The 15,291-nt window shown below is 61.2% G+C and carries 10 protein-coding genes; 8 read left to right on the top strand and 2 right to left on the bottom strand.

The window, feature by feature from the left end:
* Positions 1–173 precede the first annotated feature (173 nt).
* From NW843_RS09030 to murJ, 3 genes are all read left to right on the top strand, one after another.
* Positions 174–1,031 carry a phycobilisome rod-core linker polypeptide gene (locus tag NW843_RS09030; protein ID WP_414332161.1) on the top strand — a complete coding sequence of 286 codons (858 nt, stop codon included), beginning with the start codon at positions 174–176 and terminating at the stop codon, positions 1,029–1,031.
* Positions 1,032–1,064: 33 nt separating this feature from the next.
* A complete protein-coding gene (locus tag NW843_RS09035; RefSeq protein ID WP_414522733.1) occupies positions 1,065–1,895 on the top strand; it encodes a HEAT repeat domain-containing protein in 831 nt (276 codons plus the stop codon).
* Between the two features lie 542 nt (positions 1,896–2,437).
* Positions 2,438–4,084, top strand: a complete 1,647-nt coding sequence (gene murJ / locus NW843_RS09040) for a murein biosynthesis integral membrane protein MurJ (RefSeq protein WP_414522734.1) — start codon at positions 2,438–2,440, stop codon at positions 4,082–4,084.
* On the opposite strand, the gene sigC is transcribed toward murJ, so the two are convergent.
* Complete coding sequence (gene sigC / locus NW843_RS09045) at positions 4,081–5,181, bottom strand: RNA polymerase sigma factor SigC (RefSeq protein ID WP_414374965.1); 1,101 nt, start codon at positions 5,179–5,181, stop codon at positions 4,081–4,083. The two genes, murJ and sigC, sit on opposite strands and share 4 nt — an antisense overlap.
* 614 nt (positions 5,182–5,795) lie before the next feature.
* Here sigC and NW843_RS09050 point away from each other — a divergent pair.
* Entirely contained in the window at positions 5,796–6,335 is a 540-nt protein-coding gene (locus tag NW843_RS09050) for a cofactor assembly of complex C subunit B (protein ID WP_414522736.1), read from the top strand.
* Positions 6,336–6,347: 12 nt separating this feature from the next.
* Here the strand turns inward: NW843_RS09050 and mutS are convergent, their stop codons facing one another.
* The gene (gene mutS, locus NW843_RS09055; protein WP_414522737.1) at positions 6,348–9,047 is read right to left on the bottom strand and encodes a DNA mismatch repair protein MutS; all 2,700 of its coding nucleotides are present in this window, start codon (positions 9,045–9,047) and stop codon (positions 6,348–6,350) included.
* Positions 9,048–9,513: 466 nt separating this feature from the next.
* Between mutS and NW843_RS09060 the strand changes: the two genes are divergently transcribed.
* The 4 genes from NW843_RS09060 to NW843_RS09075 all read left to right on the top strand — a co-directional run bounded on the left by NW843_RS09060 (position 9,514) and on the right by NW843_RS09075 (position 15,230).
* Complete coding sequence (locus tag NW843_RS09060; protein ID WP_011434271.1) at positions 9,514–10,557, top strand: FecCD family ABC transporter permease; 1,044 nt, start codon at positions 9,514–9,516, stop codon at positions 10,555–10,557.
* Positions 10,554–11,387, top strand: coding sequence for an ABC transporter ATP-binding protein (locus NW843_RS09065; protein ID WP_414522738.1), 834 nt, complete (start codon positions 10,554–10,556; stop codon positions 11,385–11,387). Before NW843_RS09060 ends, NW843_RS09065 begins: the two co-directional genes overlap by 4 nt.
* Positions 11,388–11,452: 65 nt before the next feature.
* Positions 11,453–13,882: a TonB-dependent hemoglobin/transferrin/lactoferrin family receptor gene (locus NW843_RS09070; RefSeq protein WP_414522739.1), complete on the top strand. Its 2,430-nt coding sequence runs from the start codon at positions 11,453–11,455 to the stop codon at positions 13,880–13,882.
* A gap of 46 nt (positions 13,883–13,928) precedes the next feature.
* A complete protein-coding gene (locus NW843_RS09075; protein ID WP_414522740.1) occupies positions 13,929–15,230 on the top strand; it encodes an energy transducer TonB in 1,302 nt (433 codons plus the stop codon).
* Positions 15,231–15,291: the final 61 nt, after the last annotated feature.

The raw sequence follows: 15,291 nt of genomic DNA on the forward strand, positions 1-15,291 counted from the left end.
GACGGAGTCCTTGAAAAGCCTTTTGGCCCCCTGCATTATTGCTCCGCAACGCCGACGCGACGACGCAACCAACACTTTAGGTGTGGGTGCAATGTCCTAGCTTGAATCGAAATGACCCTAAACGCAAGCTTGTTCTCAATCTGTGTCCATTCAGTTCAATCGGGGGAATTAGCATGAGTGCAATTACAGCGGCAAGCCGGATGGGGATCCGGGGCATTACGGAGACCACCCCACTGGAGTTGCGCCCCAACGCCAGCCAGGATCAGCTCAATGCGGTGCTGCGGGCCATCTACCGTCAGGTGCTGGGCAACGACCATTTGTTTGGGGCCGATAGGAAGGAGCTAGCCAGTGCGGAATCGCTGCTGCGCCAGGGCAGCCTGACGGTGCGGGAGTTTGTGCGATGGATCGCCAAGTCCGAAGCCTACAAAAAGCGGTTTTTCTACCCCAACTCGCAAACCCGGGCCATCGAGCTCAATTTCAAGCATCTGCTGGGACGCGCTCCCACCAGCCCCAAAGACATCGCCCGCCATTTGGACATCTACCAATCTGGCGGCCACAGCGCGGAGATCGATTCCTACATCGACAGCCCAGAATACCTAGAAGCTTTTGGAGACAACATCGTCCCCTACCCGCGTGGGTTTGAATACCGCAAGGCCCATTCCACCCGCGACTTTACCAATCTCTTCGCCCTCTACGGGGGCTACGCCAACAACGACCGCTCCCAAGGGCCCAGACCCCGTCTGATGATGCCTTTGGCCACCGGGTTTACCCCGGCCATTCGCCGCATTGGGGTGCGGGGGCTACTGCCGCCCAGCCCCATTTCCAAACACCTGGGGCCGCCAACGGGCCAGTCGGATCGCATGTTCTGTGTGGAAGTGACCCGGCTGCTGAATCCGCCTTCGGCGCTGGCCACTTCCAGCCGAGTGCGCAAATCCAACCAGCAGATTTTCGTCTCTGCCGATCAACTGTCGGCGACAATGCAGCGGTTGCTCAAATCGGGCGCCAAGATCGTCAGTGTCCGCAGCGCTTGATCCCTTCTCGGTGTCTTCTCCGTTGTCGATTCCATGACCACTGCTGTTCCTCTGGATCCCGATCCATCGGTGGATCTCACCCCGGCTGGACAAATCGCCAAGCTGCGCCACGGGGATCCGGGGGAACGCTACTATGCCGCTTGGTGGCTGGGACGCATGCGCATCGTCGAAGGGATCCCGGCCCTGATCGAGGCCCTGGCCGATGAAACGGATCGCACCGCTCAAGGGGGATATCCGCTGCGGCGCAACGCTGCTCGTGCTTTGGGTAAACTGGGATCCCTCGCCGGGATCCCTCCCCTGAAGGCGGCTTTGTCTTGCTCTGATGGCCAAGTGGTGGCGGCGGCTGCCCAGGCGCTGGTTGAGATTGCCCTTGCCAACAACCTCCATAGGGATCCCGACGAAGTGGAAAAGCTGGGATCCGCTTTGCTGGAAGGGCTGCGCTTTGTGGAGCAAGGACTGCAGACGGAAGCCCAAGCCGCCCTAGAAGCCATTGTTGAGGCTCTTGGACAACTGCAAGTGACCGCTGCCCTGGAGCCAATTCGTCCTTACCTAGAGCACACTTCCATTCGCTTGCAATGTGCGGCGGCACGGGCCTGCTATCGTCTCACCGGGGATCCGACTTTTGCTCAGCGCCTGCTGTCGGTGTTGAATCACCACAACATCCATCTGCGGCGGGCTGCCCTTTTGGATTTGGGGGCCAGTGGCTATTTGCCGGCAGCACAAGCCATTGCGGTGGCGGCGGTGGAGGTCAACCTGAAGCTCCTCGCCCTCAAACAGTTGGTGGAGATCAACCTGGAACAACATCAAAGGATCCCCGGTGCTGAGCTGCAGCAGGTGCTGCGGCTGATCGACGAGCTGCTGTGAGCGGTGGTGCTTCTGGGCCCTTGCTGTTCACATTAGCGGGACGGAGTCCTTTGCAACTGACCTATCAAGGCATTGCCCATGAGTTTGTGCATCCCTCTGCAGCGATTCAAAGCCGTCAGAATCTGTCCGCTCGGCACCAGGGTTGGGCTCCGTGGCTGTAGCACTGCCTCAGTCTTTTGCCTTCCCGTATCGAGGTGCCGCCCTCAGTTTTGGAGCAAGGGCAACAGCAAGGATCCCTGAGGTGCAAGGGATCCCCTCAAGTTTCCTCTCGGAAGCACTTCATGACCTTGGTCGAGGAAACCCAAAGGACGCCGTCCCGCTGACGCGACCGGGGGGATGAGCATTTGTTGCAGCAACTGGAACAGGAACGGCAACTGTTGGCCTGACAAGCTCGCTGCCTGCCCAAGGGATCCAGCTAATGCCCGACAATTGCCCAGAAGGGTTCGATATTCCCGATAATGGGAAGCGGCTCCTGGGATTCAAAGAGGGATCCGGGATCAGTTTGTTGTTGAGGCAGTGGTTGGGGTGCAGGACACAAGGTAATGGAGGAGTCTGCCACTCAGGAAGAGATCCCTGGGGGATCTCCTTCAGCAGGGCCATCCCGTTCGTTGATGTCGGTGGCGGGCTTGGTGGCCGGGGCGACCTTGCTCAGTAAGGGCATAGGCTTTATTCGCCAAGCTTTGATTGCAGCAGTGTATGGCTCGGGGCCGGAGTACAGCGCCTTCGGGGTAGCCTACATCCTGCCCGGTTTTCTGTTGATTCTGCTGGGAGGGATCAACGGCCCTTTTCACAGCGCCATCGTCAGTGTCCTCAAAAAGCAGCGGGATCGGGACAGGGAGGATGCGGCTGCCTGGCTGGAATCCATTTCCACCTTGGTAGGCTGCCTGCTCCTGCTGGTCAGCTTGGGCCTTTGGTGGGGAGCGGACTGGGTGGTGCGCCTGAATGCGCCGGGAGCCAGCCCCGAAGTCCATGCTCTGGCCGCTGCGCAACTGCGGATCATGGCCCCTTTGGCCTTGCTCTCGGGGTGGATTGGCATCGGCTTTGGAGCGCTGAATGCTGCCGAACACTACGCCTTGCCTGCCCTTAGCCCGCTGATCTCCAGCTTGGCGGTGATCGGGATCCTGGTCACGCTGGGATGGACGGGGATCCCAACTTTGCTGGCCTGGGGCGTGCTCATCGGGGCCATTGCCCAATGGTTGGCCCAAGTTCCGCTCCAGATGCGGTTAGGGCTGGGGCGACCGCGCCTGCGCTTTGAGTGGGGATCCCCGCAGGTACGGGCGGTGGGCTTGCTGATGTTGCCGGCGGTGATCTCCTCCGGGATGATCCACATCAATGTTTATGTGGATCTGTTTTTTGCCTCTTTCGTACCTGGGGATCGCACCATCGGCAACTTGGGATATGCCCAGCTTCTGGTACAAACGCCGCTGGGGATCCTCTCCAACATGGTGCTGGTGCCCTTGATGCCTCTCTATGCCCAGTTGGCAGGGGATGGATCCCGTTGGCCGGAGCTGCGCCAGCGTATCCGCCAAGGGCTGATGCTTACGGCAATTGTGACCCTGCCCCTGTCGATGCTGTTGGTGGCTTTGGCCGAGCCCATTGTCCAAGTGGCCTACCAGCGGGGGCGCTTTACGCCGGAGGTGACACAAGAGGTGGCAGCCCTGCTCATGGCCTATGGTCTGGGGATGACCGGTTACCTGCTGCGGGATGTGCTGGTGCGGATCTTCTATGCCCTGGAGGATGGGGCTACGCCTCTGCGCATCAGCAGCATGGCCATTGGCCTGAATGCCCTACTGGACTTTCTATTTTTGCAGGCTTTTGGAGCGCCGGGCATTGCCCTGGCCACCGCCGGCGTCAACCTGATAGCCGTGATCGGACTGGGGATCCGCCTCCACCAGCGCCTGCCAGGGATCCCTTGGCGGGAGATGGGACAAGCCCTGCTGCCGTTGCTGGGGATCACCGTCTTGGCCGGGGGGCTCAGCCATTGGCTGTGGAGGCAAATGCGCCCGCTGGAGCTGTTGGGATCCCCGCTCCTCACCGCCGTCATTGGGGCCGGGCTGGCCGCAGGGTTGGGCGTGAGCCTGTTCGCCGCCGGAGCTCTCTACCTGCGGATCCCAGAAGTGGAGTGGGCAGCAGCCCGACTGCGGAAACGGGTAGGACGCTGGGGGAGCCAGTGGGCAAGCCGGAACTAGCTGATAGCTTCCAGGTAATCTCGCACGCGGTTGCGCCGCTTCGGCTGACGCAACTTCTGCAGAGCTTTGGCCTCAATTTGCCGCACCCGCTCTCGCGACAGATCCAAGGCGCGACCGATTTCCGCCAGCGAATAGGTGCGCCCATCCCCCAAGCCGAAACGCATGCGGATCACATCCCGCTCGCGGCTGGTGAGATCCGAGAGCAACTGCTGCAGATCCCGGTGCAGGGCTTCCCGCATCATGGTCTCTTCTGGGGAAATGTCGTCGGTTTCCAGCAGATCCCCCAGTTCGGTGTCCTTGTCTTTGCCCACCTTGGTTTCCAGAGAAACCGAGCGGGGCACCCGTACCAACAGCTCGCGTACTTGAGGCGGCGTCATCTCCAACTCGGAGGCGATGTCTTCGATGGTGGGAGTACGGCCCTTTTCCTGGGAGAGCTTGCGCTGCGCTTTTTTGATCTTGTTCAGCTTCTCGGTGATGTGAACGGGCAGGCGGATGGTGCGGCTTTGGGTGGCAATGGCGCGGGTAATGCCCTGCCGGATCCACCAGTAGGCGTAGGTGCTGAAGCGGTAGCCCTTTTTCGGGTCGAACTTTTCCACCGCCCGCTCTAGGCCCAGCGTACCCTCTTGGATCAGATCCAACAGCTCCAAGCCGCGGTTTTGGTACTTTTTCGCCACCGACACCACCAGGCGCAGGTTGGCCTTGATCATGTGTTCTTTGGCACGCTTGCCAATCCGCTGAACCTGCTGCAGCTTTTCAGGGGTCAGTTGCGCCCACTCGGGGTACTGGTTGGCCTTGGCCACCCATTCCGCAAGAGTGGGATCCCGTCCCAACTCTTTCTGCAGGCGCAGACGCAAATCCAAGAGCTTCATGTAGTCTTGGACTTTTTGGGCCAGGGCCACCTCTTCATCGCGCCCCAACAGAGGAACACGACCGATCTCTTGTAAATAGAGGCGCACCAGATCAGTGGAGCGGCGGGTTGGCTCCTCTTCCAGAAACTCGCCATCGGCCAGATCCACCTCTGCTTCTTCGGCAGCATCGAGGAGATCGGCGGGGCCATCCAACAAAATGTCGTTGAGTTCAGGTTCGTAGTTAGACATGTAAGGTGTTGCTGATGTAGCGACAGGGGTAGGCAGTTCAGTGGGCTGAGAGAGGAATGGTCAGTGATGTGGAGCAAGTTAAGCTTAAGTGTTCCCCAACGGTAACTTCGCGCCTGCTCAACGCCTTACAGCAGTCAGAGGAAATCATACATTGACCTCTTCCTCAACCGGACCTCCTGCCCATGCCCCATAGGGAAAGGCTGAAGTAGCAGCGGAGGGGTCACACGGAGAGCGTGAGCCCCTTATCATAACTTAATTATAGTTGCATTTCTCAGCCCAGAGACATGAGAGCCAGCGTAGGATCCCCCCAGTTCAACCGTCACCGCCACTGCGAAAAAGCGTATTGCCCTCAGGGTGAACCCAGCAGCTCGTCCTTGGGGGAAGTAACCCATCCATCCTAGAGGGTCTAAACTTCAAAGGTAGCGTGTAAATTGCTTTGCCTATTCCAATCTATTCGATTCTATTCGATGAACTGTTCCCATTCACCTATCCCACCCAGCTGTGGGGGAGCCAGACTCCCCGAACAGGTCAACCCCCTTCCTCTGGGCGGACTGGGCTCTGCTCAGGCACTTGGGTTGGCCATAGCCCCGCTGACGGGGGAAAAGGTTTCAACCTTGGCGTTGACGACTCTGTTGGCCATCGGTCTATTCTTTTTCCTGCGAGCTTCGGGCAAAGATCGCGTTGAGACTCGCGTCTATCTCAGCAGTCGCAGCCTGGAAGAAATGGGATCCGCTCTGCGAGAGCACTTGGAAAGGCGTGGCTATCGTCTCCAGTCCGCCGATGCCGAGGGGATCGCCACCTTTGCAGGGCAAGGTCAGGCTAGCGTGGGGCTGGCCCTTTTTTTGACGGGGCTGGCGGGGGCGGGGCTGGCCTGTTTGGTCTTGGTGCTGCAGACCCTTGAGCCGGGGTGGGGAGCTTGGCCTTGGATGTTGGTGCTGGCCTCCCCCTGGGCGGGTTGGTACTACTGGCGGCGCAACCAACGCCCGGAGCAAATCCGCCTGAAACTGCAGGAAGCCGACGAGGACTCTGTCCCGCTCTCGTCCTGGGAACGAACGCCAACGGCTTCTGGATCCCATCTGTGGGTGGAGGGGCATCGGGATGAGCTGGATGGGCTGGCTGCAGCCCTGGGGTTGCAAGAACGGGATCTGGATTAGGGGTAGGGGAGTCTAAGGCCAATCGGGAGAGAGAGGTGCTGGGATCAAAGACAGTTGATCCCCAACGGCAGGGTCGGGGATCCCATTGGGAGCGGGCTCTTTTTTGGAGTTCTTTTGGGCGAGGCGGTTTTTCCCTTGGTTTCTCAAGCCCAGGCCGATGCGGCTGTGTTTTTCCACCAAGGCCAGCACCTGTTCGGCCCGCTGGATTACCGGCTGCGGCAGGCCAGCCATGCGTCCCACCTCGATGCCATAGGAGCGATCTGCCCCCCCAGGCTGTACCTGGTGCAAGAAGATGATGCGATCTTGCAATTCCTTGACCACCACCTGAAAGTTGGCCACGTTGGGCAGCAAGGTCTCCAGTTGGTTGAGCTCGTGGTAGTGGGTGGCAAAGACCGTACGGGCGCGCACCTGAGTGGCCAGGTATTCCGCCACCGCCCAGGCAATGGAAAGGCCATCGAAGGTAGCGGTGCCTCGGCCAATCTCGTCCAGCAGCACCAAGGAGCGCTCGCCGGCGTGGTTGAGGATGTTGGCGGTCTCGTTCATTTCCACCATGAAGGTGGACTGGCCGGTAGCCAGATCGTCCACAGCGCCAATGCGGGTAAATACGCGGTCGCAGAGGCCCAACTCTGCCCGCCGCGCGGGGACAAAGCTGCCCATCTGGGCCAGGATTTGGATGAGCCCAATTTGCCGCAGGTAAGTGGACTTGCCGGACATGTTGGGCCCGGTGAGGACAATCAAATCGGGGCCGTGGGGGGATCCCAGTTGCACCGAATTGGGCACGAAGAGGCCCTGGGGCAGGGATTTTTCCACCACCGGGTGGCGACCCTCCTCGATCATGAGCCGGCGGTCTGTTGTGAGGAGGGGACGGGTGTATCCCTGCTGCACTGCCACTTCCGCCAGGCCAAACAGAGCATCGACGGCAGCCAGGGTCTGGGCCACTTGGCGGATGGCTTCGGCCCGGGATCCTGCCTCTTGGCGCAACTGCACAAACAGCTCGTATTCCCGCTGGTTGATGTCGGTTTGGGCTGTGAGGATGCGGGCCTCTTTTTCTTTGAGCTCGGGGGTAATGAACCGCTCTTCGTTGGTCAGGGTTTGCTTGCGGATGTACTCTTTGGGGACTTGGTGGGCCTTGGCGCGGCTGATGCTGAGGTAGTAGCCGAAGGCCTTGTTGAAGCCCACCTTGAGAGTGGGGATCCCAGTGCGGTCGCGCTCGCTTTTTTCCAACTGGGCAACCCACTGGCGGTCTTGCTCCACCTGCTGCCGCAGCCTGTCCAGCTCGGGATCCACGCCGGCTCGGATGAGGCCCCCCTCGGTGAGCACAGGGGGAGGGGAGGGCAGGAGGGTGTGCTCGATGCGTTGGCCCAGCTCAACCAGGGCGGGATCCACTTGCTGTAGGCTCTGCAGGAGGGGGGTTTTGGCCTCAGCCACCAGCTCGGCCAACTGGGGCAGTTTGCCCAAGGAGGACCCCAAGGCCACCATCTCGCGCGGGTTGGCGGTGCCCGATCCGACGCGGTTGGCCAATCGCTCCAGGTCGTACAGAGAGTCCAGAAGGGATCCCAGGCGGGCCCGCAGAGAAGGGTTTTCCAAAAGCTCTTGGATGGTGTCTTGGCGAAGGCGGATTTGCTCTAGATCCCGCAAAGGCTGCATTAGCCAGCGCCGCAAAGTGCGCCCCCCCATGGCTGTACGGCTGTGATCCAGCACCCAGAGCAGGGATCCCACAAAAGCCCCCTCTCGGATGGTCTGGGTGAGCTCCAAGTTACGCCGGGTTTGGGCATCCAAGATGAGGTAATCCGTCAACTGATAGGTGCGCGGGGGACGCAGGAGCGGGTGGCCTCCCTGGGGAGAAGGCTGCAGCAGGGTCTTTGGTGCTACGCACCGCTGAGGCGAATGGGTTTCTTCTAAGTAGTGCAAAAGCCCTCCCGCTGCTCGCACCGCCAGAGGCAATCCCTCACAGCCCAATCCTTCCAGAGAGCGCAGGCCGTAGGTCTGCATGAGGTTCTCCCGCGCCACCGCCAGTTCAAAAGGTTCGGCTGGGCGCAGGGTATAGGCGTATTGGTTGGGGAGACCCAGGGGCTTCTGGGGATCCCCTGGACGGATGAGGCCTAGTCCCAGCCCCTCCTCGGTGGGCAGCAAAACCTCTGCCGGCTGCAGCCGGGCCAGTTCCTGCTCCAGTTGCTCTTGCCCCTCGCTCTGACACACCCAGAACTCGCCGGTGGAGATATCCGCATAGGCTAGGCCCCAGCGGCAGGGAGCCTGCTTCGATCCTTTGAGCCGCACGACGGCTGCCAGGTAGTTGTTTTGCCGCGCCTGCAGCAGCTCCTCTTCGAGGACGGTGCCAGGGGTGATCACCCGCGTCACTTCCCGCCGCACCAAGCCCTTGGCCTGATCTGCCGGCTCCATCTGGTCGCAGACGGCCAGGGCATAGCCTTTGGCCACCAACTGGGCGGCATAGCGGTCAAAGGCATGGTAAGGGATCCCGCACATGGGCACCCGCCCTATGGCCCCTGCTTCCCGCCCGGTGAGCACCAGCTCCAGCTCCCGCGACACCACTTGCGCATCCTGGAAAAACATCTCGTAGAAATCCCCCAGGCGGTAGAGCAAGATGGCGTGGGGATACTGCCGCTTCAGCTCCACATAGTGCTGCATCATGGGGGTGAGCAGGGCGGGATCCACCTCTAAGGCATCCCAAGTAGGCTCGGCGGAAGAACTCATGGCATCAAAACGTGGGCAAGCAATGGGCTGAAGGTTCGGAGTCTAGCCAACTCGGGCCGACCAGCTTGGGCCATTCTAGATCCAGGTCTAGATGAAGTTTGAGACGTTTCCCCAGCCCTTCTCCCCTGATTCCCATTTCGCGGTTGGTTGCCATGACCTCGCTCAGGGTAGTTGGATCCCCCCTGAGGTAAGTCTGAATGGCTGGGCAGAGGCGCTGCCCGGTCTTGTCCAAAAGCCCTGAAGCGCAAGAGGGAGAAATTTAGGCACAAGCTATTGAAACTGACTTGCAACATCCAAGAAGCCTTGCTATTCTAGCGACTACGTTTTGTTGAGTTTGACTTTCAATAAAGCTCGGGAGCGAGGCCTGGCCAACTTGGCTGAGTTTTCCATCCCGCCCTTGCGGGCGGAGGGGGTTTCTTGGCCTCAGAAGGCTCTCTTCCTGGGCAAAGCTCGAGAGGTTTTCCCGGTGCTGGTCGATCGCGAGTGTCCGTATACAGAGGTTGAGGGGGGCAGAGGCTGGGGGCAAAGAAAGCGGCTGCTCTCGCCAATCGGTTTGACCTGTTTGCTATTGAGTTTCATTTTCCTAGTACTTTTGGTCTCGATTGCTTTGGGATCCGTTCCCATGACTTTCCCAGAACTCTGGCAAGCCCTGTGGGGGCAGGGGGATCCCATTCGGCAGACGATTGTTTGGCAGTTGCGGCTGCCGCGGGCGCTCTTGGCCCAGTTGCTGGGGGCGGCTCTGGGGATGGCAGGGGCCCTGTTGCAGGGGATGCTGGGCAATGGGCTGGCGGATCCCTACCTGCTGGGCATTTCGGCGGGGGCGGGCCTGGCGGCGGTGGGGTTGCTCACCTTGGGAGAGTGGACGGCTTGGGTGCCCCTGGCCGCTTGGGTGGGCGGGGTGCTGACTACCGTGTTGGTGTACGGGTTGGCGCGTACTCCCTCGGGACTGGCGGTGGAGCGGCTGATCTTGGCGGGGGTGGCCGTCAGCGCCCTGTTTGGGGCCATTAGCTCCACCTTGTTGTTGATGGCAGATGACCGGGTGCAGGTGGCTCTCACCTGGTTGATCGGCAGCTTGAGCGGGCGGGGCTGGCCAGAGGTGCAGGTGGCCGGGGCGTATATCCTGGTCGGCTTGGGATTGGGATGGGGGCAGGCGCGGGCTTTAAACCTGCTGAGCTTGGGGGAAGAGATGGCGGTGAGCTTGGGGATCCCTCTGGCGCGGACGCGGGTGGTGATTGGTCTGGTGGCGGCTTGGCTGGCGGCAACCGCCGTCAGTGTGGGGGGGTTGATCGGCTTTGTCGGTTTGGTGGTGCCCCACATGGTGCGGCAGGGGGTGGGATCCGATTACCGCTGGCTGTTGCCCCTTTCTGCCTTGGCAGGGGCGACCCTGCTGAGCGGTGCCGACATCCTGAGCCGTTTGGGCCCGATAGAGCTGCCGGTGGGGATTGTCACCGCTGTGATGGGGGCTCCCTTTTTCGGCTGGCTGCTGCGGCAGCAGGGGGCAGGGCGATGAGAGAGCCCATCCTGCAGGTCGAGGACTTGAGCGGGGGCTACGGATCCCGGACGGTGGTGCGACAGGTGAGCTTCAGCGTGCAACAGGGGGAATGGCTGAGCATTGTCGGCCCCAATGGTTCCGGCAAATCGACGGTGCTGCGGCTGTTGAGTCGGGTTCTGATTCCCCAAGCTGGGCGCGTGTACCTGGACGGTCGGGATCTGCACACTCAACTCACTCCCCAGCAGGTGGCCCGGCAGTTGGCTCTTTTGCCCCAGCAGCCGAGGATCCCGGCAGGGCTGACGGTGCGGCAATTGGTGAGTCTGGGGCGTTCTCCCCACCAGCCCTGGTGGGCGTGGCAGTTGATGCGGGCCGATTGGCAGCGGGTGGAGTGGGCTCTAGAGCAGACGGGACTGGGATCCCTGGCGCTGCGGCGGGTGGAAACCCTTTCGGGGGGCGAGCGGCAACGGGCTTTTCTGGCGTTGGCTTTGGTGCAGGAGCCGCAGGTGTTGCTGTTGGATGAGCCCACCACCTTTTTGGATCTGCGCCACCAACTGGAGCTGCTGGAGCTGTTGCAACGGCTGAAGCAGGAGCAGGGCCTGACGGTAGTTACGGTGCTGCACGACCTGAATTTGGCCATTCGCTACAGCGAGCAGATTGCCTTGCTGGGATCCGGCCAGATGCAGGCCCTGGGGTCTCCCTTGGCGGTGTTGACCCCCAGCCGGGTGCGACAGGTGTTTGGCCTGGAGGTGGAGTGGATCTCGACTCCGGTAGGGCCACAGCTTTGCCCCCTGCGCAGCACAGCTCCAGCGGCAGCAAGGCTCCTCTCCCTGCCGGTGTCAGGGTGCTGAGGGAGGGTTTGTCCGGTTTTGCAGTGAATTTTCCCTGTTGTGGATTTCGAGGAGCATGAGAGGTTATGCGCGTGAACGGTCGTTGGTGGCGGGTGGTGAGTTTGGGGTTGAGTTTGGGAGTGGGCTGGGGATCCCTGTCCCAGGCTCAGCCCAATGCCCGGATCCCTGATTCGACAACTCCGCCGCTGTTGGCCCAGGCCACCCCTGCACCGACCACCCTGCCAGAGCAGATTAGGGAGCTGAAGGCGCAAATCGAAGCTGCCCGCCAGCGGGGGGATCAGGCAGAGGTGGAGCGGCTACAGGCCGAACTTCGGGCTCTCCAGCAGGAAGGCACGCCGATCTTTAACCTGCAACAGGTCACCGTAACCGGTACTCGCACCGAGCGCACCTTGGCCGACTCGCCCGCCAGCATTACCGTCATCGACCGGGAGCGGTTGCGGCGGGAGCTGGTTCAAAACATTCAGGATCTGGTGCGCTACGAGCCGGGGGTGAGCGTGCGGCGCAGCGTTCGCTACGGCCTGCAGGACTTCAACATCCGCGGCCTCGACGCCAACCGGGTGTTGATCCAGGTGGATGGGATCCGCCAGCCGGAGCGATTTTCCTTCGGCCCCTTCACCATTGGCCGGGATACCTTTGAGCTGGAGGCCTTGAAAACTGTAGAAATTATCCGCGGCCCCGCCTCCACCCTCTATGGCAGCGACGCGCTGGGGGGTGTGGTGACCTATACCACCCTGGATCCAGCCGATCTGCTGGGGGAACGGGACAGCCATGTGGGCCTGTCCAGCCAGTACGACAGCAAAAACCAAGGGTACGTCAACACCCTCAGCTTGGCGGGTCGGCAGGATAACTTAGAGGCCCTGCTCATCTACACTCGCCGCGACGCCAGAGAGCCGGATATCCAGGCGGATCCCAGTTTCAAGGATCGGCAGACGGTGGAGGGAGATAATGTTCTGGCCAAGCTGGTCTATCGCTTCAGTCCCTTTGACAGCCTCACCCTGACGGCGGAATACTTCCACAACCGCACCACCACCACCTTTTCGCCCCGCAACCTGGATCCCGGCATCCGCTTTTTCAGGGAGACCATTGAGACCGAGCGCAGCCGCCTCAGCTTGGAATATCGCTACGCCAACCCCGATACCCCCGCTTTTGAGCTGGCCACCGTCCAGATCTACTACCAGCCGGCCCGCACCCAGGAGCCCAGCGTGGAAGAACGCACCCTCACGGTACAAGGTCGGCCCGTGCCTGTGCGTCGGGATACCTTCAACGAGCTGGTCAGCAACATTCTGGGAGCCAGCGTGCAGGCCCAGAGCCGCTTCCAAACCGGGGATCTCTCCCACCGCTTGGTGTATGGAATGGAGATCTCCACCACCCGCAACGAACGTCCCCGCAACCGCTTCCAAACCAACCTGCTGACCGGGGCAGTCACCCAAAACATCCCCCCGGACACTTTTCCCACCAAAGATTTTCCCGACTCCGATACCGTGCGCTTTGGGCTGTATTTGCAAGATGAGATCGACTTTGGGGGCGGTAACTTTACCCTCATCCCCGGCATCCGCTACGACACCTACCGCCTCACCCCCAGCCCTGACGAAGCCTTCTTGAAAAGTGGGGCAGAAGCCGCCAGCCTGTTTGCCGATGCCATTTCTCCCAAGGTGGGCCTGGTGTGGAGGATTAATCCCAACCTCACCTTTACGGCCCAGTACAACACCGGTTTTCGGGCCCCTCAGTACAACGAAATCAACAGCGGCTTCACCAACCTGGTCAGCCCCTTCTTCCGCTACCGCACCCTTTCCAATCCCAACTTGCGACCGGAAACCAGCCAAGGCTTTGAAGTGGGGTTGCGGGGGATCTACCCCCAGGCCAGCTTTAGCTTGGCCGCCTACTACAACACCTACAACGACTTTATCGAGGCTTTCCGGGAGGTGGGATCCGAGCCTTCACCCCCCGGCCCGCCAGGGAGCCCGCCACCTCCACCGGTGACTCTCTTTCAGAGCCAGAACGTCAGTCGGGCCCGCATCTATGGTGTAGAAGCCACCGGGCAGTACTTCTTCAGCCCCGATTTGACCGGCTGGAGCCTCAATGGCAGCTTTGCCTGGGCGGTGGGGGATAACCTCACCGAAAACGAACCCCTCCTTTCCATTGAGCCACTGACGGCAGTACTGGGACTGCACTACGACGATCCCAGCCAGATCTGGGGAGCCAGGTTGGTGGCCACGCTGGTGGCGGATCCCCGCGACCCGCAACGGGAGGTAGTGCAACCGAACCCCAACGCTCCACCTCGAATTCCGTTTGTGCCCAAGGGCTACACCGTGGTGGATCTGCTGGGCTACTACAACCTGGACGACAACTGGCAATTGAATTTCGGGGTGTTCAATCTCTTTGATGAAAAGTATTTTCTCTACTCCGAAACCCGCTCTCTCTTTGTCGGCCCTGAAGTGGAACGGCGGGCCCAGCCGGGACGGCATGCTGCGCTCAGTTTTTCCACCCGGTTTTAGGGGCCAAGACCTGAGGCCGTGTTTACTCTGGATCCTGCTCTAACCGATGCTTGCCGAGCCACCTGCCCGCACCCCCAAGGGATCCCTCTCTCTTCTTCGGAAGTCCTGTCCCCAGCTTTTGTGGCGACTGCAGGGGTGGTATTGGCAGCAGGCGGGCATGGCCTGGGAGGCGGGGCTGGCTTGGTTGGCGTTGTGGCTTTGGGCTGGCGCAAGAGAGAGCGGCTGGCTGGAGTGTGCCGAGGAGCTGCTGCAAGAGGCTTGGGTGGCCGGCTATAGCTGGGCTGCCCTCTGGACAGCTTGCCAGGAGGGGGAAGATCCGCCGGGGACCGTCCTCCACCTGCGAGCCAGGGATCCCCGACCGCTGCGCCGGGAGGGTTTGATTTCCCTCCTCTTGCACCTGATGGCGCTGCTGGGGCTGGCTTGGTGGGGATCCCGGCCTTTATCAGACGCAGAACTCCGGATCCCAGTCACGCTTTTGCTGGAGGATCCCGAGCCACAGTTGCTCGAACCGGATTCAGAATCCATAGAATCTCTCCCACCAGAGCCAACAGCAGAGCCGCCCGGCCCGGCCCCGGAATCGCCCCCTGCAGACGATCTATCCCCACCGGAGCCTGTGCCCCAAGAGATCGAGATGCCAGCCATCCCGGAGGCTGAATCTTTGCTGGCCCTGCAAACTCCGACCCCTACACCCATTCCCACGGCAAAGCCAGAACCCACCCCTACTCCTCCACTGACCCCATTACCGACAGCCACCCCGCAACCCACTCCTCCGCCACAACAGCCCACCCCAACTCCGGCGGTTACCCCCACCTCTACAGCGACTCCACTCACCTCCGCCCCGGTTACCTCAAGCACCCCTCTGCCCCGCTTTACCCCCTTGATCCAAGGGATCCGTTCCAGCGTAAAGACTGCCGCCGCTCCGCCTTCCCCCGGCAGCGAGAGCAGATTGGGGCCAAGGGATCCTGAAACTGGGACACCTGGCGGTATAGGTGCAGCCCAACCCCATTCCTCTGCCCCAACACCTGCCACCCCCAGTTCCTCCCCACCGACAGTGGCTGCCAACCCCCAGCCGGACATCCTGGCCCGCCCGATCCCCGGTCGCAATCCTCCGCCCCCCTACCCTCCTCAAGCTCGCCGTCTCGGCCAACAGGGGCAGGTGCTGCTGCGGGCCAAGGTCAATGCCCAGGGGCAGGTGCAGCAGGTGGAGATCGCCTCTTCCAGTGGGTTTCCCGCCCTGGATAGGGCAGCGCAGGAGGCGGTGCAGCGGTGGGAATTCAGCCCGGCCTTGAGAAACAACGCCCCCATCGAGTCTTGGGTGGTGGTGCCCATCCAGTTCACCCTCAATTGATTGCTGTTTGGGAATTGTTTTGGAGCATGACTCTAGTCAATAATAAGCTCAACTATACTGA

It is taken from the genome of Synechococcus sp. R5-12 (genome assembly GCF_047502655.1).
Lineage (GTDB): Bacteria > Cyanobacteriota > Cyanobacteriia > Thermostichales > Thermostichaceae > Thermostichus.

Excerpts from the sequence above, each read along its gene's own strand:
- NW843_RS09030 (WP_414332161.1), top strand. The coding sequence starts at position 174 with ATGAGTGCAATTACAGCGGCAAGCCGGATGGGGATCCGGGGCATTACG.
- NW843_RS09035 (WP_414522733.1), top strand. The coding sequence starts at position 1,065 with ATGACCACTGCTGTTCCTCTGGATCCCGATCCATCGGTGGATCTCACC.
- murJ (WP_414522734.1), top strand. The coding sequence starts at position 2,438 with ATGGAGGAGTCTGCCACTCAGGAAGAGATCCCTGGGGGATCTCCTTCA.
- sigC (WP_414374965.1), bottom strand. The coding sequence starts at position 5,181 with ATGTCTAACTACGAACCTGAACTCAACGACATTTTGTTGGATGGCCCC.
- mutS (WP_414522737.1), bottom strand. The coding sequence starts at position 9,047 with ATGAGTTCTTCCGCCGAGCCTACTTGGGATGCCTTAGAGGTGGATCCC.
- NW843_RS09065 (WP_414522738.1), top strand. The coding sequence starts at position 10,554 with ATGAGAGAGCCCATCCTGCAGGTCGAGGACTTGAGCGGGGGCTACGGA.
- NW843_RS09070 (WP_414522739.1), top strand. The coding sequence starts at position 11,453 with ATGCGCGTGAACGGTCGTTGGTGGCGGGTGGTGAGTTTGGGGTTGAGT.
- NW843_RS09075 (WP_414522740.1), top strand. The coding sequence starts at position 13,929 with ATGCTTGCCGAGCCACCTGCCCGCACCCCCAAGGGATCCCTCTCTCTT.